15 protein-coding genes are annotated in these 25,197 nt (G+C 34.8%); all 15 read left to right on the forward strand.

Features of this window, described 5'->3' with window-relative positions:
* The first annotated feature begins 23 nt into the window (after nucleotides 1-23).
* Nucleotides 24-761, forward strand: coding sequence for an SDR family NAD(P)-dependent oxidoreductase (locus tag NYQ10_RS09860; RefSeq protein ID WP_289880410.1), 738 nt, complete (start codon nucleotides 24-26; stop codon nucleotides 759-761).
* Between the two features lie 114 nt (nucleotides 762-875).
* Nucleotides 876-2,039 carry a mannonate dehydratase gene (gene uxuA / locus NYQ10_RS09865; RefSeq protein WP_289881019.1) on the forward strand — a complete coding sequence of 388 codons (1,164 nt, stop codon included), beginning with the start codon at nucleotides 876-878 and terminating at the stop codon, nucleotides 2,037-2,039.
* A gap of 151 nt (nucleotides 2,040-2,190) precedes the next feature.
* On the forward strand, nucleotides 2,191-4,797 hold the full coding sequence (locus NYQ10_RS09870; RefSeq protein ID WP_289880412.1) for a glycosyl hydrolase 115 family protein: 2,607 nt from the start codon (nucleotides 2,191-2,193) through the stop codon (nucleotides 4,795-4,797).
* A 198-nt stretch (nucleotides 4,798-4,995) separates the two neighbouring features.
* The gene (locus NYQ10_RS09875; protein WP_289880414.1) at nucleotides 4,996-6,105 is read left to right on the forward strand and encodes an endo-1,4-beta-xylanase; all 1,110 of its coding nucleotides are present in this window, start codon (nucleotides 4,996-4,998) and stop codon (nucleotides 6,103-6,105) included.
* 200 nt (nucleotides 6,106-6,305) lie between these two features.
* A complete protein-coding gene (locus tag NYQ10_RS09880) occupies nucleotides 6,306-7,739 on the forward strand; it encodes an MFS transporter (RefSeq protein ID WP_289880418.1) in 1,434 nt (477 codons plus the stop codon).
* Nucleotides 7,740-7,759: 20 nt separating this feature from the next.
* Nucleotides 7,760-8,794: a glycoside hydrolase family 43 protein gene (locus NYQ10_RS09885; RefSeq protein ID WP_289880420.1), complete on the forward strand. Its 1,035-nt coding sequence runs from the start codon at nucleotides 7,760-7,762 to the stop codon at nucleotides 8,792-8,794.
* Between the two features lie 667 nt (nucleotides 8,795-9,461).
* Nucleotides 9,462-10,469, forward strand: coding sequence for a GntR family transcriptional regulator (locus tag NYQ10_RS09890; RefSeq protein ID WP_289880422.1), 1,008 nt, complete (start codon nucleotides 9,462-9,464; stop codon nucleotides 10,467-10,469).
* A gap of 1 nt (nucleotide 10,470) precedes the next feature.
* On the forward strand, nucleotides 10,471-11,952 hold the full coding sequence (locus tag NYQ10_RS09895) for a xylulokinase (RefSeq protein WP_289880424.1): 1,482 nt from the start codon (nucleotides 10,471-10,473) through the stop codon (nucleotides 11,950-11,952).
* A 9-nt stretch (nucleotides 11,953-11,961) separates the two neighbouring features.
* The gene (xylA, locus tag NYQ10_RS09900) at nucleotides 11,962-13,287 is read left to right on the forward strand and encodes a xylose isomerase (RefSeq protein WP_289880426.1); all 1,326 of its coding nucleotides are present in this window, start codon (nucleotides 11,962-11,964) and stop codon (nucleotides 13,285-13,287) included.
* A gap of 424 nt (nucleotides 13,288-13,711) precedes the next feature.
* On the forward strand, nucleotides 13,712-14,368 hold the full coding sequence (fsa, locus tag NYQ10_RS09905; protein WP_289880428.1) for a fructose-6-phosphate aldolase: 657 nt from the start codon (nucleotides 13,712-13,714) through the stop codon (nucleotides 14,366-14,368).
* Between the two features lie 575 nt (nucleotides 14,369-14,943).
* Nucleotides 14,944-18,111, forward strand: coding sequence for a SusC/RagA family TonB-linked outer membrane protein (locus NYQ10_RS09910; RefSeq protein WP_289880430.1), 3,168 nt, complete (start codon nucleotides 14,944-14,946; stop codon nucleotides 18,109-18,111).
* Nucleotides 18,112-18,121: 10 nt separating this feature from the next.
* The gene (locus NYQ10_RS09915; protein WP_289880431.1) at nucleotides 18,122-19,753 is read left to right on the forward strand and encodes a RagB/SusD family nutrient uptake outer membrane protein; all 1,632 of its coding nucleotides are present in this window, start codon (nucleotides 18,122-18,124) and stop codon (nucleotides 19,751-19,753) included.
* Nucleotides 19,754-19,784: 31 nt separating this feature from the next.
* Nucleotides 19,785-21,155 (forward strand): glycan-binding surface protein, encoded by a 1,371-nt coding sequence (locus NYQ10_RS09920; RefSeq protein ID WP_289880433.1) that lies wholly within the window; start codon nucleotides 19,785-19,787, stop codon nucleotides 21,153-21,155.
* A 12-nt stretch (nucleotides 21,156-21,167) separates the two neighbouring features.
* Nucleotides 21,168-23,375, forward strand: a complete 2,208-nt coding sequence (locus tag NYQ10_RS09925; RefSeq protein ID WP_289880435.1) for an endo-1,4-beta-xylanase — start codon at nucleotides 21,168-21,170, stop codon at nucleotides 23,373-23,375.
* Between the two features lie 94 nt (nucleotides 23,376-23,469).
* Nucleotides 23,470-25,092 carry a DUF5597 domain-containing protein gene (locus NYQ10_RS09930; RefSeq protein WP_289880437.1) on the forward strand — a complete coding sequence of 541 codons (1,623 nt, stop codon included), beginning with the start codon at nucleotides 23,470-23,472 and terminating at the stop codon, nucleotides 25,090-25,092.
* Nucleotides 25,093-25,197: the final 105 nt, after the last annotated feature.

Consider the following 25,197-nt stretch of genomic DNA (forward strand, 5'->3'; position numbering starts at 1 on the left):
CATTAAAAATATTGTAATAAATTATGAGCAAAAAAACGGCAATTGTAACCGGAGGAAATTCGGGATTAGGTTTTGCAACGGCAAAAAAACTTTGTGACAACGAAATCACAACTTATATAATCGGAAGATCAAAAGAAAAAACAGAAGATGCTTGTAAGGAAATTGGCGAAAATGCGATTCCAGTGATCTTTGATTTAAATGATTTGAAAGGAATTCCCGCAATGATTGAAAGTATAACAAAAAATGGATCAATTGATATTTTGGTAAACAATGCCGGAATCAATATGAAAAAAGAATTTACAGATGTGACCGATGAAGACTTTTTATCAATTATCCATACCAATCTTTTAAGCGTTTTTGCTGTGAGTAGAGAAGTAGTAAAAAACATGAAAGAAAACGGAGGAGGAAGTATTATCAACATTAGCTCTATGGCGTCGCAGTACGGAATTCCCAAAGTAATTGCCTATTCATCCAGCAAAGGCGCAATCGAAGCAATGACTCGTGCGATGGCAACAGAATTGGCTCAGTTTGGTATTCGCGTAAATTGTATTGCTCCAGGATTTATAAAAACCAAAATGTCATCAACAGCTTTGGATAACGATCCGGAAAGAAAAAATAAAGTACTGGGAAGAACGCCAATGGGATATTTAGGTGAACCTTCAGATATTGCAGATGCCGTTTATTATTTCGCTTTAAGCGAATCAAAATATACAACAGGTACAGTTTTGCCAGTTGATGGCGGAAACAGTATTGGGTTTTAATTGTGAAAATGCCGCAAAGTCGCTAAGTCACAAAGTTTTTCTTTTCAAAGTGTTTTAAAATAAAGCTTTGTGACTTAGCGCCTTCGTGGCATAAAAAAAAGAAGTATGATAAAAATGCAGCAAACCATGCGATGGTTCGGACAAAACGATAATGTCAAATTAATTGATATTAGACAAGCTGGAGCAACCGGAATCGTAACCGCATTGCATCAAATTCCTGTTGGCGATGTCTGGACAATTGAAGCGATAAAAGAAAGACAGGAAATTATTCGTAATTATGGTTTGGAATGGTCAGTAGTCGAAAGTCTTCCTGTTCATGAAGAAATCAAAAGAGCTTCGGGAAATTATCTGCAATATATTGAAAATTATAAAATTAGTTTGCAAAATCTGGCGAAGTGCGGCATCAAAATTATAACCTACAATTTCATGCCGATTTTAGATTGGGTAAGAACCAATCATAATTTTATCAACGAAGACGGAAGCGGAGCTTTATTATACAATCAAGATGCTTTTACTTATTTTGATGTTTTTCTTTTAAAAAGACCAAATTCAGAAAATGATTATTCTGATGCTGAAAAAGAAAAAGCGTTGCAGTTTGGAAATAAATTAGCTGAAGACGAAAAAGCACTTTTATTTAAAAATGTTTTACTAGGATTACCGGGAAGTAAAATCAATTTTACGGCTGAACAGATTTTATCGCTTTTAGAAAATTATGCTGAAATCGACAATCAAAAACTAAGAGAAAACCTGATCTATTTTTTATCAGAAGTGATTCCAATTGTAGAGAAAAACGGACAAAAATTAGCGATTCATCCAGACGATCCGCCGTTTTCGGTTTTAGGACTTCCAAGAATTGTTTCAACAGAAGCTGATTTGAAAACTATTTTTAGTGCTGTTCCTTCAATTGCTAACGGATTATGTTATTGCACAGGTTCTTTAAGTGCAGATCCCAAAAACAATCTGGAGAAAATTATAGACGATTTTGGAGATAGAATTCATTTTTTGCATCTGAGAAATACCATCCGCGAAAGCGAAACCATTTTTAGGGAATCGGAACATTTAAATGGCGATGTTAAAATGGAAATAATTGTTGAAAAATTATTGTTGTTGATGAACAAAACCAAAATAAGTCTTCCAATGCGCCCAGATCATGGTTTTCTTCATGGAGTTGATGAAGAAACAGAAACTTATCCGGGTTATTCGTTGACAGGAAGATTAAAAGGTTTGGCTGAATTGAGAGGTTTAGAAATAGGAATTGCTTATAAGTTGAATTTGTAAAACGTACTGTTTGTCATTCCGAGGAACGAGGAATCTCCGCGAGAAGCTCTACAAAGTTTGGCGATATTCTGTAAGGAGTTACTTGTGAAGATTCCTCGTTCCTCGGAATGACAAAACTGAACGAAAACTAACAAAGAAAATCTATGATTTTATGTGTTTAAAAATTAAAACTTCATACATAATTTTACTGTTTTCCTTCATCGGACTAAGTGCAAATACGTATGCCATAAATCCAGAGAAATATGTAGTCAATCAGGCTTCTAGTGAAAATTTTCCTTTGGTTTCAAAAGGGAAAATAGCTTCAATTTTGGTTGATGATAAAGATTATGCAGGAGTTTTAAAAGTAGCAGGACATTTAGAAAATGATCTTTTTACGGTTTCTAATTTGCATTCTAAGAGAATAAAAAAGATTTCTGAAGCAAAAGATTTTGTTGTTATAATTGGAACATTAGGAAAAAGCAAAATCATAAATCAATTAGCGCAAGAGGGAAAAATTGATGCGAACCAGCTTCAAGGAAAATGGGAAAAATTTACATCTCAAGTTGTCGAAAATCCGTTTAAAGGAATCAAAAAAGCATTGGTAATTGCAGGTTCAGATAAACGGGGAACGATTTACGGAATCTACGATTTATCGAATCAAATTGGCGTTTCGCCTTGGTATTATTGGGCTGATGTTCCAGTGAAAAAGCAATCAGAATTGCATGTTTTGCCTGGGATTCATTCTCAAGGAGAACCAAAAGTAAAATATCGTGGAATTTTCATCAATGACGAAGCTCCTGCTTTATCTGGCTGGGCATTTGAAAAATTTGGCGGATTCAATTCGAAATTCTATGATAAAGTCTTTGAATTGATTTTAAGAATGAAAGCCAATTATTTATGGCCAGCGATGTGGGGTAGAATGTTTTATGTCGAAGATCCGCAGAATGCTGTTTTGGCAGATGAATACGGAATTGTAATGGGAACTTCACATCATGAACCGTTAACGAGAGCGCATGCCGAATGGGGAAAAGCAAACGGAAAGTGGGATTTTAATACCAACTCAGAAGCTTTGGTTAATTTCTGGAAAGACGGAATTAAACGAATGGGAAATAAAGAAACCATTGTTACAATCGGAATGCGTGGCGACGGCGACGAGCCTATGACGGAAGGAACTGCGATTGGACTATTAGAAAATATCGTAAAAACGCAAAGAAACATTATTGCAGAAGTTACTAAAAAACCTGCTGAAGAAACGCCGCAAATGTGGGCGCTTTACAAAGAAGTTCAGGATTATTATGACAAAGGCATGACTGTTCCCGACGACGTTACACTTTTATTATGCGATGATAATTGGGGAAATATTCGCAAACTTCCTGAACTTGATGCAAAACCTCGAAAAGGCGGTTACGGAATTTATTATCATTATGATTATGTGGGCGGACCAAGAAATTATAAATGGATAAACACGAATCAAATTGAGCGTACTTGGGAACAAATGGATTTGGCATATCAACACGGTGTCGATAAAATTTGGATCGTAAATGTTGGAGATATCAAACCAATGGAGTTTCCGATTGAGTTTTTCTTAGATATGGCGTGGAATCCCGAAAAATTTAATGCAGGAAATTTACAAGAATATTATGTGAATTGGGCAAAAGAGAATTTTGATAATCAATTTGCAGAAGAAATTGCTGAAATTTTAAAATTATATACCAAATATAACGCACGTAGAAAGCCAGAATTGCTGGATTCTAAAACGTATAGTATTATAAATTATAATGAAGCAGATCGAGTTGTGTCTGAATATCAGAAATTGGTTGAAAAAGCCAATTCGATAAACGAAAAGTTGAAACCAGAATACAAAGATGCTTTTTATCAACTGGTTTTATTTCCTGTTTTGGCAAGTTCTAATTTAAATGAAATGTATGTTGCAACGGCTAAAAATCATTTATATGCAGAACAGGGAAAAACTCTGGCAAACGATTATGCTGAAAAAGTAAAAGTATTATTTGAAAAAGATAGTTTACTTACGAATTATTATCATACTCAATTAGCAAACGGAAAATGGAATCATATGATGTCGCAAACGCATATTGGTTATGATAACTGGCAGCAACCTGATAAAAATGTGATTCCGAAAACAAAGAAAATTGCGCCTGCAGTTCAAGCTTTAAAAATGATTACCGCTGAAGAGATTTTAAAAAAAGAGACATCAATTAGCAAAAAACAAGATTTAGCTCAAGCTCATGGTTTTATTGAGAACGACGGTTATATTTCAATAGAGAGTGAGAATTATTCTAAAGCAATAAATTCAGATTCAGTAAAATGGACGATAATTCCGAATCTTGGAAAAACATCATCAGGCGTAACTTTAAAGCCTTCAAATATAAAGCCTATTGAAATTTCGGAACAATCACCACGATTAGAATACGACGTTCATTTTTTTAGTAAAGGAAAAATAAAAGTTAACGCTTATTTTTCGCCCACAATCAATTTCAAACTTGGCGACGGTTTAAAATACGGAATTAGCTTTGATGATGAAAAACCGCAAATTATGAACCTCAACGCAGATGCTTCAGAAAAAGCCTGGGCAGAATCTGTTGCGAATAATATTAAAATCATAACATCGACACATAACATTGAAAAAGCAGGAAATCATATTTTAAAAATTTATGGAATTGATCCCGCATTAGTGCTTCAGAAAATTGTAATTGAAACCGAAGAAGGAAAAGTTTTGGAGTCGTATCTGGGACCGCCAGAGAGTTTTAGGAAGGAATGATTTCGTAAAGTAGTATGTTCTATTTGTCATTCCGAGGAACGAGGAATCTTCGCAAGAAACTCTACAAAGTTGATCTAGCATGCGGAGCTACTTGTGGAGATTTCTCCTTACGTCGAAATGACAAAACTATGAGAAAATACTAGACCTGTAAGGTCTCCGTTGAGAAAGAAAAACGATTAACTATTTAAACCAAAAGATATGAAATTTATTAAACCTTATTTATTTGTCGTCACAACCTTACTGACCATAAGCTGTACTTCGCAAAAAGAAACTGCTTCATTAAAAGATGCTTACAAAAATGATTTCTACATCGGAACTGCTTTAAGCGTAGATCAAATCGAGCAAAAAGACAAAAAAGCAGATTCTTTAATTCGAAAAGAATTTAATGCGATTACCGCAGAAAATATCATGAAGTCTATGTTCACGCATCCGCAAAAAGATAAATACGATTTTGCTTTGTCTGATAAATTTGTAGCGTATGGAGAGAAAAACAAAATGTTTATTCACGGGCATACTTTGATTTGGCATAGTCAATTAGCGCCTTGGATGGAAAAAATTGCTGATAGCACAGAAATGAAAGCGTTTATGAAAGATCATATTACAACAATTGTTTCCAAATACAAAGGCAGAATCAATTCTTGGGATGTTGTCAACGAAGCTTTAAACGACGATGGAACTTTAAGACAATCTGTTTTTTTGAAAACGCTTGGAGATAAATATTTAACTGATGCTTTCAAACTAGCAGAAAAAGCCGATCCAAAAGTCGAGTTATATTATAACGATTATAATATCGAAGAACCTGCAAAAAGAGCTGGAGCAATTGCTTTAATCAAAAAAATAAAAGCCGAGGGTGGAAAAGTTGATGGCGTTGGAATTCAAGGACATTGGCGATTAAATAGTCCGTCATTGGAAGAAATTGAAAAAAGCATTTTGGAATATTCGGCTTTAGGAATTAAAGTTGCTTTTACAGAATTGGATATTACGGTTTTACCAAATCCGTGGGATTTAAAAGGAGCAGAGATTAGTCAGAAATTTGAAGGAAGTGAGAAAATGAATCCGTATCCAAAAGCATTGCCAGATTCAATCCAAAACAAACTCGCAGAACGTTACGAATCGATTTTTAAACTATTTTTAAAGCATAAAGATAAAATAAGCCGAGTAACTTTTTGGGGAGTTCACGACGGGCAATCGTGGTTAAACGACTGGCCGATTAAGGGAAGAACCAATTATCCATTACCATTTGATAAAGATTTAAGACATAAAAAAGCATATGATAGTATTTTAAAGTTGAAAGAAACTAAAGAATAAATACCAAAAATACTTCAGCTTTGAGAAAACAATCAACAATCGGTTGTGAAATGAAAAATAACTTAAATAAAGTAAACTAAATTTGCATGATATGTTTTTTTGTCTAATTTTACACAACCGATTGTTTTAATTGTAATCTGTTTTCCTGCAAGGTTTTCAAAACCTTGCAGGAATAGAACTAACTAACCACAAAACCACCAATGACTAACATTTCACAAAAATTATCCATCAAAGAGAAAATTGGATACAGCTTAGGAGACTTAGCCGCCAATCTCGTTTTTCAGACTTTGATGACGTATCTGGCATATTTCTACACAGATATTTACGGATTATCTCCAACAGATTCTTCCATTATCATGCTAATTGTTGGATTAATTGCTGCCTTTATTTTTAATCCAATTATTGGTGTTCTAGCGGACAGAACGAGTACTAAATGGGGAAAATTCAGACCTTGGATTTTAATAACTGCAATTCCGCTTGGAATTGTTGCTTTATTGGCATTTTCAACTCCAGATTTCTCTTATAAAGGAAAAGTGATTTATGCCGTTGCAACCTATACTTTATTACTTCTTTTTTATGCCGCTAACAATCTGCCGTATTCTGCTTTAAGCGGAGTAATTACAGGAGATATGAAAGAACGAAATAGTATGTCATCGTACCGTTTTGTGGCGGTTATGTTTGCTCAGTTCTTCGTTCAGGTTTTTATGCTTGGCATTATCAAAAGCGCTGGAAACGGAGATAAAGCTGTCGGAATTGAAAAAGTAATGACCGCTTTGGCAATTATCGGAACAATCATGCTTTTAATTACTTTTTTAACTACGAAAGAAAGAATCATTCCGAAACCAGAACAGAAGTCAAGTGTAAAAGAGGATTTGAGCGATTTAATTAAAAACAGACCTTGGGTAATTATGCTTTCGCTGACGACTTTGGTTTTTGTGACTTTGGCAATGAAAGGCGGTTCGTATGTTTATTATTTTGAGAATTATGTAGATAAAGAACAATTGGCGATTTTTATTCAACCTATTTTAGATTTTCTAACCAATATCGGATTGAATCATTTTGGGAATGATCCAGTTTCAGCAGGATTTGGTTTATTCAATGCAGGCGGAATAATTTTTATGATTGTCGGAATTACTTTGTCTAAAAATCTGGCAGACAAATACGGAAAACGAAATGTTTTTGGAATATTCTTATTCATTTCGACATTATTTATAATCGCTTTCTATTTTTATCCGCCAACATCAATCGGATTGATATTTTTCTCTCAAATTCTGCACGGATTTTTCTACGGAATCACCATCCCGATTCTTTGGGCAATGATTGCCGATGTTGCCGATTATTCAGAATGGTTAAACAATCGTCGCGCAACAGCAATTATTTTTTCGGCAATGATGGTTGGTTTAAAAGCTGGATTAAGTATTGGAGGAGCCTTAACTACTTTATTTTTAGGTTATTTCAACTATGTTCCAAATGCACTAGAACAATCCCAAACAGCCATAAACGGAATAAAATTACTAGTGAGTATTTTTCCTGCAATCCCATTTTTAATTGGAGCTGGAATGCTGTTTTTCTATAAAATAAATAAAGAAATGGAAGTGCAGATTGAAACAGAACTAAAAGAAAGAAGAACTTAATTATTTAATAAAATATTACTATGCCTGAAGATAGCATTGAACACATTAATTTTGAGGAAATTAATGACCTGGCGATTTCAAAGCCTTTAGTATCTCATATGTACACGGCCGATCCTTCGGCACATGTATTCAACGGGAAGATTTACATTTATCCGTCGCACGACATTGATGCAGGAATTCCATTTAACGATAACGGCGACCATTTCGGAATGGAAGATTATCACGTTTTTTCTATGGAAGACATTTCATCAGAAGTAGTTGATAATGGAGTTGCTTTGCATGTAGATGATGTGGCTTGGGCCGAAAAGCAAATGTGGGCGCCTGATGCGGCACATAAAAACGGAAAGTATTATTTGTATTTTCCTGCTAAACGTGCCAACGGAATTTTCCAAATTGGTGTTGCCATTTCAGATTCGCCAGTGGGACCTTTTGTTCCTGAAAAAGATGCGATAAAAGGAAGTTACAGTATCGATCCTGCTGTTTTTGAAGATGAAGATGGAAAACATTATATTTATTTTGGAGGAATTTGGGGCGGTCAGCTTCAAAAATATCGTGATAATAAATACGATGATAACAACGAAGAGCCTTCTGTAAAAGAAAAAGCTTTAGGGCCAATTGTAGCTTTATTAAGAGACGATATGTTGGAATTTGCTGAAGAGCCAAAAGAGATTAAAATTTTGGATCAAAACGGAAATGAAATTCTGGCTGGCGATAACGATCGTCGTTTTTTTGAAGCTTCTTGGGTTCATAAATATAACGGAAAATATTATTTCTCTTATTCTACAGGCGATACGCATTTTATCTGTTATGGAATTGGCGATAATCCTTATGGGCCGTTCACATATCAAGGAAGAATTTTGAATCCGGTTGTGGGTTGGACATCGCATCATTCAATTTGTGAAGTAGAAGGCGAATGGTATTTGTTTTATCACGATTCGAGTTTGTCAAAAGGTGTAACGCATTTGCGAAGCATGAAAGTAACCAAAATTGATTATTTAGAAGATGGTTCGATTATCACGATCGATCCGTACGGAATAAGAAGATTAATTGATTAAGGGTTTTTGTGTAAAAAAATTTTGCAAAAAATCACAATCGGTTGTGTTGGTTTGATTTTATAGCGATGAGTTATATGTCGCTCCGATGGAGCTTTTAATCTGTGAGGATTACAATTATCTATAAATATTACGCTCTTCCAGAGCTATGTTGGATGAAAAATAGTATAGATATTCCACCTGATTTGTCATTTCGACGGAGGAGAAATCTCCGCAAGAAACTCAACAAAGATTAGAGTCTCATTTGGAGTTACTCGCGAAGTCCCAGCGGGAAAAAATATTTGTAGAATTTTTTAGATTGCCTGATTGTAAAAAGCCCCAGCGGGGTGATATATCATTTGTGATAAATGTGTCGCTCCGCTGGAGCTTTTAATCTGCGTGGATTTTATTTTCTATAAATATTACGCTCTTCCAGAGCTAAATTGAAATGATAAAGATGACGCATACATTCTTCTGAAGCCGTTTTGCGTGAGGGATAGCAGTGGAAAGCCCACAGCCGTGAGGAACGAACAGGCGAGGACTTGCAACGAATAGCCCGATTCGCCGTGGCGCAAACACGCCCAAATTAAGGAAATATAGAATTTTAAAAACTTAACATAATTAATGTAAAAAACAATTTTTTATAAAAGTTTTTTATCTACTTTAGCATAACAGAACGGAACAGAACGGTATGCTAAAAGAAGAAGAAAAATTTGAGTTTATAATGAATCACGAAAGTGATATTCCGAAGTACCAGCAATTGGTTGACGGAATCACAAATTCGATTGCAGAGAATATTTTACAAAAAGGAGATTTATTGCCGTCTGTGAATGTCATCTGCAAAACGTATCAGCTTTCGAGAGACACAGTTTTTAAAGCGTATACGATTTTGAAAGATCAAAAAGTGATTGATTCTGTGCCGAATAAAGGTTATTATGTGGCGGGCGAAACCAGAAAAGTGCTTTTAGTTTTAGATACTTTTAAGGCTTATAAAGAGGTTTTGTACCATTCGGTTGTGAATAATCTGCCGGACAATGTGATTATTGATGTGCAGTTTCATCATTATAATATTGATGTTTTTAAAACTATCATAAATAACGGAATCGGGAAGTATTCTAAATATGTGGTCATGAATTTTGATCATAAAGATATTGCTCCAGCTTTGTCGGCAATTTCGAATGATAAACTGCTTTTGATCGATTGGAATATTCAGGCTAAAAAGACAAATAATTATGTTTTTCAGGATTTCGGCAAAGCGTTTTATGAGTCTTTGACAGAGGCGGTGGATTTGTTTAAAAAGTATAAAAAGATACATTTTGTTTATCCTGATTTCACGAATCATCCGTGGGAAACAGTGGAGTTTTTTAAGAAATTCTGTGCCGATTTTGGTTTTGAATATGAGATTATTACAGATCCAAAGAAGTTCAATATCGAAAAAGGAATTGCTTACATCAGTGTAAGCGACAGGATTTTAGGACACTTTTTGGAACAATGCAAAGAGAAAGATTTTGAACCTGGAAAAGACGTTGGATTTTTATCATACAACGAAACGCCAATGAAGAAATTTATATATAAAGGAATTTCAGTTGTATCAACCGATTTTAAAGAAATAGGAACCAAAGCAGCGGCATTTATTACGCACGATGAAGAAACGAAGTGTTATGTGCCGACAAAATTAATAATAAGAGAATCATTATAGTATGTATTATATCGGATATGATATTGGAAGTTCTTCTGTGAAAGCAGCAATTGTTGAAGCAGAAACGGGAAAAAAAGTAATCGTTTTGAATGAACCTCAGAACGAAATGGAAATCCTTTCGATTCACCCAGACTGGGCAGAACAAGATCCTGAAATCTGGTGGCAGTACATTTGTACGGCTACGAAAAGAGCTATTAAAGAAGCGAATATAGATGCATCTAAAATTCAGGGAATTGGTATTTCGTACCAAATGCACGGATTGGTGATTGTGGACAAAGAAGGCGCCCCGTTGCGAAATTCTATTATTTGGTGTGACAGCCGTGCGGTTGAGATTGGTAACAAGGCTTTCGCCGAAATTGGAGAAGAAAAATGCATGTCACATTTATTGAATTCGCCTGGGAATTTTACGGCTTCGAAACTGAAATGGGTAAAAGAAAACGAACCAGAAGTTTACAATAAGATCTCAAAATACATGCTTCCGGGAGATTATATCGCTTTGAAATTGACAGGCGAAGTAACGACTACCAAAAATGGTTTGTCTGAAGGAATGCTTTGGGATTATAAAGAAAACAAAGTAGCCGATTGGCTTTTAGAATATTACGGAATTGATACTTCATTGACTCCAAAAATTGTAGAAAATTTTACGAATCAAGGAGTTGTTACAGAAAAAGCTTCGTCAGAATCTGGGCTTCCAGTAGGAATTCCGATTGTATATAGAGCAGGAGATCAGCCGAATAATGCTTTGTCATTAAATGTGCTTCGTCCGGGAGAAGTGGCAGCAACAGGTGGTACGTCTGGCGTTTTTTATGCTGTGACAGAAACAAACTCAGGAAAAAGTACTCGTGTAAACAACTTTGTTCATGTAAATTACACAGAATCAAATCCGAGAGTTGGAAAATTGCTGAATATAAATGGAGCAGGAATCCAATACCGATGGATGCGAAACAATATTGGAAATGAGTCATATGAAGAAATGAATGAAAAAGCATCTCAGATAAATGTAGGTTCGCAAGGATTGGTTGTCATTCCGTTTGGAAATGGAGCTGAGAGAATGTTCAATAATAAAAATATTGGATCGCATATTTTAAATCTGAATTTTAATATTCATACCAACGCGCATTTATTCAGAGCATCTTTGGAAGCGATTGCATTTTCTTTTGTTTACGGTATGGAATGCCTGAAAGATGATAATGCAACGATTAATGTAATTAGAGCTGGAAATGATAATTTATTCCGCTCTGAAATTTTCTCTAATACGGTTGCAACATTAATTGGACATGAAATAGAAATTTACAATACAACGGGAGCAGTAGGAGCGGCAAGAGCAGTGGGCTTGACAGATGGTGACTTTGAAAAATTTGGTTCAGGAATTACAACAAACGATCACGTAATGACCTTTTTACCTTTAAAAAACAAAGAGGAATATGAAGCGGCTTATCAAAAATGGAAACAAGAATTAGAATTAATATTAACAAATAAATAAAAAAATAAAATGATAGTTTTAGGAGATAAAGAATACTACAAAGGTATCGGTCAAATTAAATTTGAAGGAAAAGAATCTGACAATCCGTTGGCATTTAAATATTACAATCCAGACCAAGTTGTAGCAGGAAAAACAATGCGTGAGCACTTTAAATTTGCAATCGCTTACTGGCATACTTTCTGCGGGCAAGGTAGCGATCCATTCGGACCAGGAACGCAACAATTTGCTTGGGATGCTTCATCAGATCCGTATCAAGCGGCGAAAGATAAAGCAGATGCAGCTTTTGAATTTATCAGCAAAATGGGATTCGATTATTTCTGTTTCCACGATTACGATTTGATCGCTGAAGGAGCAACTTTCGCAGAATCAGAAAAACGTTTAGCGTTCATTACAGAATATTTAAAACAGAAAAAAGCAGATTCTGGAATTAAATTACTATGGGGAACTTCAAACTGTTTCTCAAATCCAAGATTCATGAACGGAGCAGCTACAAATCCTGATTTTAATGTAGTAGCAAGAGCTGGAGGACAAGTAAAATTAGCGCTTGACGCGACAATCGCTTTAGGCGGAGAAAACTATGTATTCTGGGGCGGTAGAGAAGGTTATATGTCTTTGCTAAACACAGATATGGGAAGAGAATTAGACCACATGGCGCAATTCTTAGCAATGTCTAGAGACTATGCAAGATCTCAAGGTTTCAAAGGAACTTTCTTTATTGAACCAAAACCAATGGAGCCATCTAAACACCAATACGATTTTGATTCTGCAACTGCAATCGGATTCTTGAAAAATTATGGTTTAGATAAAGATTTCAAAATCAATATCGAGGTAAACCACGCTACATTGGCACAGCATACTTTCCAACACGAATTGGAAGTAGCGGCAAAAGCTGGAATGTTAGGAAGCATCGATGCAAACAGAGGAGATTACCAAAATGGTTGGGATACAGACCAGTTCCCAAATAACATTCAGGAAACTACTGAAGCAATGTTGGTTTTCTTAAAAGCTGGCGGATTACAAGGTGGTGGAGTTAATTTTGATGCTAAAATCAGAAGAAATTCTACAGATTTAGAAGATGTTTTCTTAGCGCACATTGGTGGAGCCGATACTTTTGCAAGAGCTTTATTGACTGCAGATAAAATCATCACTTCTTCTCCTTACGAAAAATTAAGAACAGAAAGATACAGTTCATTCGATTCTGGAAAAGGTAAAGATTTTGCTGATGGAAAATTAAGCTTGAAAGATCTTTATTCTATCGCTCACGAAAATGGAGAATTAAATCTTCAAAGCGGTAAACAAGAATTGTTTGAAAATATAATCAATCAATATATTTAATTGGCAAGCATAATAAACCTAACAGATTTTCAAAATCTGTTAGGTTTATTAATAAACTTAGTGAGACAAAAATCTAAGAATATTTAAAATTTTAAATATGATAGCTGTAAAGAGTTAAAATTGTTTAAAATACTTTTTTAGATAAAAACTTCGAAAATGTGTATTAAGATTATGGCTTTTTTAAATTGAAATTTAAGAAAAATAGATTGAAGGTTTAGTTACTATTTTTTGAAAATCGAAACGAATAAAAAGTCAGTTTGATAAAATAATAAGTGAGTATTTTTTATTAAAGGTTTTTTGAAGAGCAGAATCAATCGAAATGCACATTTTTTACTTACTAGAACAACTGAGAACTTTGTCAAAGTTTTAAACTTTGACAAAGTTTTTTTACGCAAAAATACTTTTAACTTAAACCAAAAAACATATGAAATTTTTTATTGACACTGCTAATCTTCAAGACATTGAAGAAGCGCAGGCTTTAGGCGTTTTAGACGGCGTAACCACGAATCCGTCTTTAATGGCAAAAGAAGGCATTACAGGAAAAGAAAATATCCTGAAACATTATTTAGATATTTGTAATATCGTTGACGGCGACGTTTCTGCTGAAGTAATCTCAACCGAACTTGAAGGAATGATTAGAGAAGGTGAGGAACTAGCGGCTTTGCATCCTCAAATCGTAGTAAAATTGCCTATGATTGGCGACGGTATAAAAGCCTGTAAATATTTTTCTTCAAAAGGAATTCGTACCAATGTAACTTTAGTTTTTTCTGCGGGACAAGCTTTACTGGCTGCAAAAGCTGGAGCTACTTATGTTTCTCCATTTTTAGGACGATTAGATGATGTTTCAACAGACGGAATGCATTTAATTGCTGAAATCAGAGAAATCTACGATAACTACAATTACCAAACACAAATACTTTCTGCTTCGGTAAGACATACCATGCATATTGTAAATTGCGCAAAAATAGGATCAGATGTAATGACAGGACCGCTTTCTGCCATAAAAGGTTTGCTGAAACATCCTTTAACTGATATTGGATTAAAGCAATTTGTTGAAGATGCTAAAAAGATGAATTTATAGTTTTTGAATTCTTTTTTTAAGAATAATTTCAAATCCCCTCAAGTAATTTTGAGGGGATTTTTTTTGAAATATAAGCAACCGATTGTTTCTTTTAGTACTTTGTAAGAAATATATTGTTTAGAGTTTAGTTGCTTGATTTTTAGAAGATAAGTGTCTTGTCGCCTTATTTTGCAAGGGATAAGAACGAATTTGCATTTATTGCTGATTTTATCATTTTACGATAACGTTTTAGTGAATTTTGAAAAAAATGTAAATTTTAACTTTTTATGTTTTTTTTAAGAATTTGAACTAATCTATTTATTATCTCTAACGTTTTCGCTGTACTTAATATAGTTTTTGGTAATTATTCAATGTTTTTTGATTTTAAATGTTTAAAATGTTTTTTTATAACGATGTTTTTTTTAAATTGATAAAAAAAATTAACGCAACCGATTGTGTGTTGTTGTTTTTTACATATATTTGTTTTGACAATAAGGGTATAAGTCGTTTGAATTTGCTGTAAATAAAAATGACCAAAAACTCTATAAACAAGAAACTAACTAAACCATACTATTAACTAATTAAACCAATTATTTATGACTAACTTTTTAATTACTAAAAGCAGATCTAAATACTTTAAGAATTTAGGGTTCTTAATTCTCATGCTGGTATTTTCTGCTGCGGTAAATGCGCAAATTACTGTGTCGGGTACTGTATCTGATGGTAGCGGACCAATACCAGGCGTGAATATTATCGTTAAAGGAACCAAAACAAGCACAGTCTCTAATTTTGACGGAACTTATACATTAACTGCTATTCCTACCAACAGTACTTTAGTTTTTAGCTTCATCGGATACAAACCGTATGAAATTGCAGTAAATAATAAAACTAAAATTGATGCTTTGCTTGAAGAAAATCTTAATGATTTGAAAGAAGTAGTAGTTATCGGATACGGAACAGCAAAAAGAGCCGATTTAACAGGAGCTATTTCTTCTATTTCTAGTTCGGCGGTAACGCAATCTGTTTCTACCACTATCGATCAAGTTTTGCAAGGGCGAGCTGCTGGTGTACAAATACAGCAAAATAGTGGTACTCCAGGAGGAAGCTCTTCTGTACGTATACGTGGTATTAGTTCTATTACAGGATCTAATGAACCAATTTATGTAATTGATGGCGTTATTATAGATGGAAATTCAGGTTCTTTAAATGTCAATCCGCTTGCTGGAATTAACCCAAATGATATTGCGTCAATTGATATTTTAAAAGATGCTTCTGCAACCGCAATTTATGGTTCAAGAGCTGCAAACGGTGTAATTATGGTTACGACCAAAACAGGAAGAAAAGGAGATTTAACCTTAAATTTTGATAGTTATGTAGGTTGGCAGCAAATGCCAAAACAATTGCAAGTTTTAAATCTTAGAGAATATGGAACACTAAAAAATACTCGTGCAGATTTAGGAATTGTACAAAGAGATCCTTATTTCATACGTCCTGAATTATTAGGAGAAGGAACAAACTGGCAAGACGAATTATTTCAAGTTGGTTTAATTCAAAGTTATAATTTATCTGCTTCTGGAGGATCTGATAATACCACTTACGCATTAGGAATGTCTTATTTTGATCAGGAAGGAACAGTAATCGGATCTTCTTTTGATCGTATGACAATTAGAGCTGTAGTTGATTCTCAGGTAAAAAAATGGATGAAAGTTGGCGTAAACTTAAATACATACAAAAACAATCAGGTAACTACGGTTAATGACGATTCAGTGATTTTAACGGCTTTAAAGCAAACTCCAAACGTAGCAGCTCGTAATGCTGATGGAACTTTTGACGGACCAGATACAACTGAATTTGTTCAAACGAATCCATTAGGAATCGCGATGCTAAAAGATAATCACGGAAAAGACTACGGAATTAGAGGAAATGTTTACGCTGAAATTAGTTTTACAAAAGATTTAAAACTTAGAACACAATATTCTATAGATTACGGATTTGGAAACCGATATACTTTTAATCCATCTTATACTTTTGGAGCATTATCAAATGAAGTTAGAGAAGGGTCAAGAGCAAAATCTACCAGCGAAAACTGGATTTGGACTAATAATTTGACTTATAATAAAACTTTTGGAAAACATAATATTAATGCTTTGTTGGGGCAAGAGTTTCAAGAACAAAATTGGGAAAATCTTTATGGATACCGTTCAGGTTATCTAACAAATGGTGCAACCGATTTAAATGCTGGTGACCCAACAACTGCTAGAAATTCAAATGCAAGTTCTACAAAATCGCTTAGTTCTTATTTTGCAAGAGCAAATTATACATTTGACGACAAATATATTTTAACAGGTACTATCAGAAGAGATGGATCTTCGCAGTTTGCAGAAGGCAATAAATGGGATTGGTTTCCGTCTGCGTCTTTGGCTTGGAAAATTTCAAATGAATCATTTTTAAAAGACAATACAGTTATCAATAATCTGAAATTGCGTGCAGGTTGGGGAGTAACAGGTAATTCAAGTGTGCCAAATAATGCATATACTTCTGTTTACGGAACTTCTGCAACCAATTGGGGAAGCGGGCAAATTGCAACCAATACAGCTAATCCAGATTTGAAATGGGAAAAATCAAACCAAACCAATATCGGTTTAGATCTTTCACTTTTTAATAATAGAATTGAAATTACAACAGATGTTTATTATAAGAAAACAGACGATTTATTGTTGAGATTATCACTTCCTGCTTATGTTGGTACAACTGGACAAGGTTCTACTGCGCCTCCTTTTGCTAATATTGGATCTCTTGAAAACAAAGGTTTTGAGTTTACAATAAACACAGTCAATATGCAGAATAAAGATTTTCTTTGGAAATCAAATTTCAATATTTCTATGAATAGATTCAAAGTGTTGAAATTAAATTCAGAATCAGGTGTTTATGATCAAACCCTTCAACAAGGTTCTGATGTAACTGTAGTTACGCGCACAGCTGTAGGGCAGACTTTAGGACAATTTTATGGATATAAAGTAATTGGACGTTTTGAAAAAGCAACCGATTTCTATTATAAAGATGCCAGCGGAACGGTAAAACCAACAGCATTGCCAGAAGGAATGGTAATTGGTGAAAATGGAGTTTGGATTGGAGATTATATGTTTGAAGATGTGAACAAAGATGGCGTAATTAACGAAAAAGATGCCGGTTACATCGGAGATCCGAATCCAGATTTTACTTTCGGTTTTACGAATAATTTTTCATTCAAAGGATTTGATATAGGAATTACTTTCTCAGGATCTTACGGAAATGACGTTTTAAATTACCAAAGAAGATGGCTAGAAAATCCTCGTGAAAACACGAATTTATTGAAAACAGCACTTGGATATGCACAATTAGAATTAATCGACCCGAATGGACCAAATGATTATCGTAACGTGCAAATTGTGGGCGGAGATCCTTACATGCCTAGAATTGGTGCTTCATCTGCTTCATCTGCTTCAAATTATCGTTTGAGCAACAGATTTGTAGAAGACGGATCTTATGTGCGACTTAGAAATATTTCAATAGGTTATAATCTTCCAAAAGATTTGTATTCTAAATACGGAATCGCAAATATCAAAGTATACTCTAATATGCAGAATGTTTTAACCTTCACTAAATATAAAGGTTACGACCCTGAAGTTGGAGCGATAAACCAAAACCAGCTTTTAAATGGTATCGATAACGGACGTTATCCTTCACCAATGGTAACAACAATTGGATTAAATGTTAATTTCTAAAAACGGTACAATGAAAACAAAGAAAATATTTTACACGGCTTTAATTATTGCATTGCCATTTGTTTGGACGAGTTGCAGCGACATTTTAGAAGTTGAGCCGAATGATGTCATTACAAAAGAAAACTTTTATAAAACAGAGTCTGATTTTCAGGCGGCAACTGGACCATTATATAATAAAGTTTGGTTCGATTTTAATGATAAGTTTTATTACGGTTTAGGAGATGGTCGAGGAGCAAATATGTATGCGCCTTTCTCAGATTACGTTTACCCATTTACCGATTTAACAGAAACAGGATTAACAGGACCTTTGGTTTCGGCTTGGGGATCATTGTATAATGTTGTACAGCAATCGAATAACGTTATTATCGGAATTTCTGGAAGTTCAATGAGCGATGCTATTAAAAACAAATATATTGCCGAAGCTCGTTTTATGAGAGGAACTGCATATTGGTATTTAGCTTCATTATGGGGAGACGTAATTATCTCGACAGATCCGAGAGAATTGGTTAAAAATCCAATTGTAAATAAGAATCCGCTAAAAGATGTTTACGAATTTTCTATCCGTGACTTAGAATTTGCAGCAAAATATCTTCCAGAATCTGCTGGACAAGCTGGGCGTTTAACAAGATACAGCGCATTCGGAATGTTGTCTCGTGTTTATTTATCGTTTTCAGGAATCAGCGATAATCCAAACAGCGGAACTAGAAATCAGGAATATCTTGATTTAGCAAAAAAAGCGGCAGAAAAAGTAATGACTTCTGGGCCATATAGTTTAATGGCTAATTATGAAGATTTATTTATGATTGACAATAACAACAACCCAGAATCGATGTTTGCACTGCAATGGGTTCCAAATGGAGATTTCGGAGTAAACAATACGCAACAAGCTTATTTTGCATTAGGTTCTGATATTACTGGAGATGATGCCGCTTGGGGATATTGGACAAGAGCATCATATGATGTCTTAAAAGAATACGAATCAAAAGACCTTCGCCGAAGAGCGACATGGATGGCTGATGATGATTTTTATCCAGAAATTAATAAGTCAAACGGCGGGTACACAGTAAATCATAGTAAAGAATTCGTAAACATAAAAAAGGGAGTTGTAGGATCTACAAAAGACAATTCAAAAATTACCCGTATGAATTCTGCTTTGAATACCAATATGCTACGTTTGGCCGAAGTTTATTTAAATTATGCAGAAGCAGCTTTAGGAAACAATGCTTCCACTTCAGATGCTTTGGCTTTAGAGGGCATAAACAAATTGCGTACACGTGCAGGTCTTACTCCAAAAACAGCTTTAACTTATGCTGATATTAGACATGAAAGAAGAGTAGAATTGGCAATGGAAGGACAATATTGGTATGATTTGGTACGAAGAGCTTATTACAAACAGCAGGAAGTAATTAACTATGTAACGGGACAAGACAGAGGAGTAATTCAACCTATTCTTTATGATGCTGCAACTAATACAGTTTCTATAGATCCGGCAAGAAGTAGTAGTCCGCGTGCCATTGGAGTTATCGATGCGACAATTTTCCTTCTTCCTTACCCAGAATCTGAGTTGGTTCAAAATCCATTATTGAGAGAGAATCCTGTTCCGTATCAGTTTACAGAAGAGAAAATAAAAGACTTATTCTAGTTTCAGAAATAAAAAACTAAAAGACATAAATATGAAATATATTTTAAATAAAAAGTATTGGGCGCCAATTGCAATTTTAAGCATGATGGTTTTCGGTATGTTGTTTACTTCTTGCGATAACAACGATTCAGAAGGAGGAGCAATTACGATCACAAGGGTATTTTTAGAAGATGTGAATTCGACTGTACCAGATAGAGAAGTTACTTTTGCCCGTTTAGGACAGTTGTTGCGTATTGAAGGCTCAGGATTTACAGGTTTAAAGAAAGTATACATCAACGGATATTCGACCTATTTTAATGTCGTTTTTGTATCTAATAATTCGATGTTGGTAAGTGTTTCAGCAGATACGCCAATTTTAGAAGCAGATCCATCAGTTAGAAATACAATTCGTTTTGTAAATGACAATAGCGAAACTACATTCAAATTTGAAATTCGTTCAGGAAAACCTGCTATTTCAAACATTTCGAATACAATGCCAAATCCAGGCGAAACGATTACCGTGTCAGGAAGTGGTTTAACAGAAGTCAGTAAAGTAATTTTTCCAGGAAATGTTGAAGTAACATCAGGAATTACATCTGATGAAGATGGCGAATTCTTTATTGTTACGGTTCCAAATGGCGTTTCAGATAATGGCGGTTCATTATTCGCTCAAACTTCAAACGGAGGTGTTTATTCTCCAGCATATTTTAATTGCAAAAGAGGAATTATTTTAGATTTTGATGGAAGAGGAACTCAAGGATCTTGGAGTACTGCTACAATTCCGGGTATGATTGCACCAGCAGATCTTGAATCAGCAGTAGTTGGTACAGGAAATGCTTCACACGGTAAATATGTACCACATCGTCCTGCACGTCTTGCTTCTATCGCCCCGGCAACAGGAAGAGCAACAGAAGCTTGGACAGCTGGAACAGGCGTAGATAACTGGAGAACACAATTGACGCCTTTTATTCCTGCTACTACACCTCTTGATAAAGTAGCGTTTCAGTTTGATATCTATGTGCCAGATGCGTGGAAAGATTCTGGTTATTTAAAAATATGTACAGTCAATAATTTTAATGCAGGTACATGGGCTGGTGGAGTTTACAATTACATTCCGTGGCTTGTTGATGGAAAATCAGTTGCTTTTCAGACTACAGGCTGGGTAACGGTGACTATTCCGCTAAATAAATTTTATCAATGGTCTAAAGAAGCAGCTACTTTTGAAACTGTTTTGGCTTATCGTGAAGCGGCAACGTATCAAAATTTTGGAATTTGGTTTGAAAATGCCGATGTAAAAATGAAAGACGTTCTAGGAACAGAAAGCGCAGTAGAATTCCCTTCAAAAGCAACTTCTGTAAAAGTGTATACAGACAACTGGAGAATTGTTCCATTAGACACACCAGTTTACAACGATTTTAACTAACACAACCACAAAATGAAATACAAATATATCATACCAATAATTGCTTCATCATTAATGATTTTGTCATCATGCGATGATAATTTGATGGAGTGGGGAAAAGACCCAGAACACGGAGAAATAACAGGCGCTGAGCTTCCATTAGCTTTAGTAGAAAAAATCAGCCGTTATGAGCCATTAAAAGTATATTCTGATTTTTCTTTAGGAAACGGAATCGGAATTAGTTTATACATGAGCGATGCAGCTTATAGAAAAATTGTAAACGAAAATTTTGATGAGGTTACACCGGGTTACGAAATGAAACACGGTGCAATGGTAAATGCTAAAGGAGAAATTAATTTTACCAATGTTGATGCTTTTATCGCAGCGACAAAAAGCGCTGGTTTAAAGGTTTTTGGACACACTTTAATCTGGCATTCCAATCAAAATGCAAGTTATTTAAACGGAATAATTGCACCAACGGTAATTCCGGGCTCAAGCGGAACAAATGTTTTAGATTTAACGCCTATTAAAAGTGGAACTTTTACAGGATGGGCTAGAAATAATCCTGGAAAAGGAATTACAACTGTGGCCAATTCAGGATTAACAAGTACTTCTGCGGCAATTCAGTTGGCATCTAGTGCTACTTCTTCAGCAGCTTATAATCTTCAGTTAACTTCGCCAAATGTGCCAATCGTGACAGGACATAATTATGAAGTTTCATTCTATATCAAATCGGATGTTGCAGGTAAAGGGCGTATTTCATTCAATGCCTCATTAAACAACCAATATCCATACAAAGATTGGATGAATACTGGAACTGGCACAGAAGCTTTTACAACAACTTCTTCTTGGCAGCAAGTTAAAATTAAATTGGCTCCAGGCGATTTTAAAACAGGAAGCACAACGTTTCAGTTTAATTTAGATCTAGGATATTTACCAAACGTAACGTATTTAATTGATGCAAATACTTTGGCAGTTGTAGATCTTGACGCTGCAACAGGGCCAGTTAATTTAGTTTCTAACGGAACATTTAATTCTGGAATAACTGGATGGAGTAGAGCCAATGGTGCTGCAGATGCTTTAAGCGCAGGAACTGGAGCAGCAAATGTTTACGAAGGAAGCGGTTCAATGAAAGTGGTAAATGCTACAAGTACTGCAACAGAACAATGGAGAACTCAGATTCAAACTACTTTTACTTCTGCATTAGTAGCAGGAAAAAGTTATACAATTTCGTATATGATTCGTTCTGAAGCTAATGGGTCTGTAAGATGTTCAACAATACCATCATCATTAGCAAATTATCAAGGAGATCAGACAACGACTACTACATGGAAACAAATAGAATGGAAAATCACAGCAAAAGGTGGTGAAACAGGTTTTGGTTTCGATTTAGGAGGAGCTGCAGGAACATATTATATCGACAATGTTTTAGTAACTGACGGAACATCGTCTGGCGGAGGTGCTACAGCTCCAATTACAATTGAAAAAACAGATGCAGAGAAAACCAAAATTATCGGTGATGCGATGACCGATTGGATTTCTAAAATGATGACACATTACAAAACTGGAGTTTTTGCTTGGGATGTTGTAAATGAACCAATGAAAGAAGACGGAACTCTTAGAAACGGAACGGAAGGCGACACCGCTACAGACTATTTCTCTTGGGTAAAATATCTTGGAAAAGATTACGCAGTTACAGCTTTCAAACTGGCACGTCAGTACGGAAATGCAACAGACAAGCTTTTCATTAACGATTATAATTTAGAATCGAGATTAGACAAATGCGACGGAATAATCGAATACGTAAAATATATTGAAAGCAAAGGAGCAACGGTTGACGGAATCGGAACACAGATGCACATCGGTCTAACAACAGATAAAGACAAAATTGTTCAGATGTTCCAAAAACTGGCTGCTTCAGGAAAATTAATTAAAATTTCGGAGTTAGATATTAGATTAGGAACTGCAACTCCAACGGTAGCGCAACAAGCTTCGCAAGCAGAAATGTATCAATACGTAATCGATATGTACAAAAAACACATTCCTGTTCCGCAACAGTATGGAATTACAATTTGGGGCGTTTCTGATAATGCAAAAGAACATGAATATTGGCTTCCAAATGAATCTCCAAATCTTTGGGATGCAAACTATGTTCGTAAACATGCATACAAAGGTGCAGCAGACGGACTTGCAGGAAAAGATGTAAGTTTAGGATTTTCGGGTGAGTTAGTAAAACCTTAATAAATTAAAATCTGTTGAGTAGCAAAAAAGCTTTGTCAAAGTTCTAAATTTTGACAAAGCTGCTTTGTTTAATTTTACTATTAAAACAAAAAGTATGTTTCATATTCTCAAAAAAAGTTTTTTTCTAATCGCCTTATTTTTAATGCATTTTGGGTTTTCTCAAAACATACCTCATCTTCAAAAAAAGGGAAACAAAACACAATTAATTGTAAACCAAAATCCATTTTTGATACGCGGCGGCGAACTAGGAAATTCATCAGCGACAAGTATGGAAAGCATGGAAACTATTTGGCAAAAATTAGTTGATATGAATCTCAATACCGTCTTAACGCCAATTTATTGGGAATTAATTGAACCAGAAGAGGGAAAATTTGACTTTCAATTAATAGACGATTTGATTCTTCGCGCACGAAAAGAAAACTTAAAATTGGTTTTTCTTTGGTTTGGATCTTGGAAAAATAGTATGTCGAGTCACGCGCCGGCTTGGGTAAAATTAAACCAGAAAAAATATCCGAGAGTAAAAGACGATCAAAATAAAAGTCATGAAATTGTAACGCCTTTCAGCGAAAATAATCTTCAAGCCGATTTGAATGCTTTCAAAAAATTGATGAATCATATTAAAGATTTCGATCAAAAAGAACAAACGGTTATTATGATTCAGGTTGAAAACGAAATCGGAATGCTGCCAACTGCGCGCGATTATCATTCGTTAGCAAATCAAGCTTTCAAAAAAGAAGTTCCAAAAGAATTACAGCAATATCTTCAAAAAAATAAGGAAAAATTAGTTCCAGAATTTTTAGAAATTTGGAAGAAAAACGGATTTAAAACTTCAGGAAACTGGGAAGAAATTTTCGGAAAAGGACTTCAAACAGACGAAATTTTTATGGCTTGGTATTTCTCAAAATTTACCAATCAAATTGCAAAAGCAGGAAAAGATATTTATCCGATTCCGATGTTTGTAAATGCCGCACTAAATGCGCCCGAAAAAAAACCGGGACAATATCCGAGCGCAGGACCGCTTCCGCATCTTATGGATGTTTGGAAAGCCGCTGGAAATGCAATTGATTTTTTAGCGCCAGATTTTTACAATCCGTCTTTCAAACAATGGAATGATTTATTTACGCGTCAAGGCGATCCTTTATTTATTCCCGAACATCGTTTTGATGAAACCGCGCCATTTAAAGGTTTGTATGCAATCGGACATTATGAAGCTATTGGTTTTTCGCCTTTTTCTATCGAATCGATTGTCGATGCCAAAAAAGAACCGCTCGGAAAAATTTACGATTTAGTAAAGCAATTAACGCCAACTATTGAAACATATAAAGGACAAGGAAAAATCGACGGAGTTCTTTTAGACAAAGAAAATAATACTCAAATCATTAAAATGGGCGATTACGAATTCACTTTCAAACATGATTATACTTTAAATTGGTCAGAAGGAGAAAAAGCTGAGTTTTGGCCAATGTCGAGCGCCATTATTATTGAAATTGCTAAAGATGAATTTTATATTGCAGGTTCTGGAATTGTGGTCACTTTTAAACCTTTAAAAGAAAATCTAAATGCTGGAATTTTAAAAACAGATCAAGGCAGATTTGAAAATAATATTTGGAAAACCATTAGACATTTTAATGGAGACCAAACTCATCAAGGAAGACATTTAAGGATTTCAGTTGGCGATTACGAAATCCAAAAAATAAAATTATATAGTTATGAATGATTTTTTTGCCAATAATTTCACGAATTGGCACTAATTATTTTCGCCACAGATTAAAAAGATTAACACAGATTAATTTAAAAAATCTTTTTAATCTGTGGCTAAAAA

This window comes from Flavobacterium johnsoniae, assembly GCF_030388325.1.
Lineage (GTDB): Bacteria > Bacteroidota > Bacteroidia > Flavobacteriales > Flavobacteriaceae > Flavobacterium > Flavobacterium johnsoniae_C.

Excerpts from the sequence above, each read along its gene's own strand:
- NYQ10_RS09860 (WP_289880410.1), top strand. The coding sequence starts at position 24 with ATGAGCAAAAAAACGGCAATTGTAACCGGAGGAAATTCGGGATTAGGT.
- uxuA (WP_289881019.1), top strand. The coding sequence starts at position 876 with ATGCAGCAAACCATGCGATGGTTCGGACAAAACGATAATGTCAAATTA.
- NYQ10_RS09870 (WP_289880412.1), top strand. The coding sequence starts at position 2,191 with ATGTGTTTAAAAATTAAAACTTCATACATAATTTTACTGTTTTCCTTC.
- NYQ10_RS09875 (WP_289880414.1), top strand. The coding sequence starts at position 4,996 with ATGAAATTTATTAAACCTTATTTATTTGTCGTCACAACCTTACTGACC.
- NYQ10_RS09880 (WP_289880418.1), top strand. The coding sequence starts at position 6,306 with ATGACTAACATTTCACAAAAATTATCCATCAAAGAGAAAATTGGATAC.
- NYQ10_RS09885 (WP_289880420.1), top strand. The coding sequence starts at position 7,760 with ATGCCTGAAGATAGCATTGAACACATTAATTTTGAGGAAATTAATGAC.
- NYQ10_RS09890 (WP_289880422.1), top strand. The coding sequence starts at position 9,462 with ATGCTAAAAGAAGAAGAAAAATTTGAGTTTATAATGAATCACGAAAGT.
- NYQ10_RS09895 (WP_289880424.1), top strand. The coding sequence starts at position 10,471 with ATGTATTATATCGGATATGATATTGGAAGTTCTTCTGTGAAAGCAGCA.
- xylA (WP_289880426.1), top strand. The coding sequence starts at position 11,962 with ATGATAGTTTTAGGAGATAAAGAATACTACAAAGGTATCGGTCAAATT.
- fsa (WP_289880428.1), top strand. The coding sequence starts at position 13,712 with ATGAAATTTTTTATTGACACTGCTAATCTTCAAGACATTGAAGAAGCG.
- NYQ10_RS09910 (WP_289880430.1), top strand. The coding sequence starts at position 14,944 with ATGACTAACTTTTTAATTACTAAAAGCAGATCTAAATACTTTAAGAAT.
- NYQ10_RS09915 (WP_289880431.1), top strand. The coding sequence starts at position 18,122 with ATGAAAACAAAGAAAATATTTTACACGGCTTTAATTATTGCATTGCCA.
- NYQ10_RS09920 (WP_289880433.1), top strand. The coding sequence starts at position 19,785 with ATGAAATATATTTTAAATAAAAAGTATTGGGCGCCAATTGCAATTTTA.
- NYQ10_RS09925 (WP_289880435.1), top strand. The coding sequence starts at position 21,168 with ATGAAATACAAATATATCATACCAATAATTGCTTCATCATTAATGATT.
- NYQ10_RS09930 (WP_289880437.1), top strand. The coding sequence starts at position 23,470 with ATGTTTCATATTCTCAAAAAAAGTTTTTTTCTAATCGCCTTATTTTTA.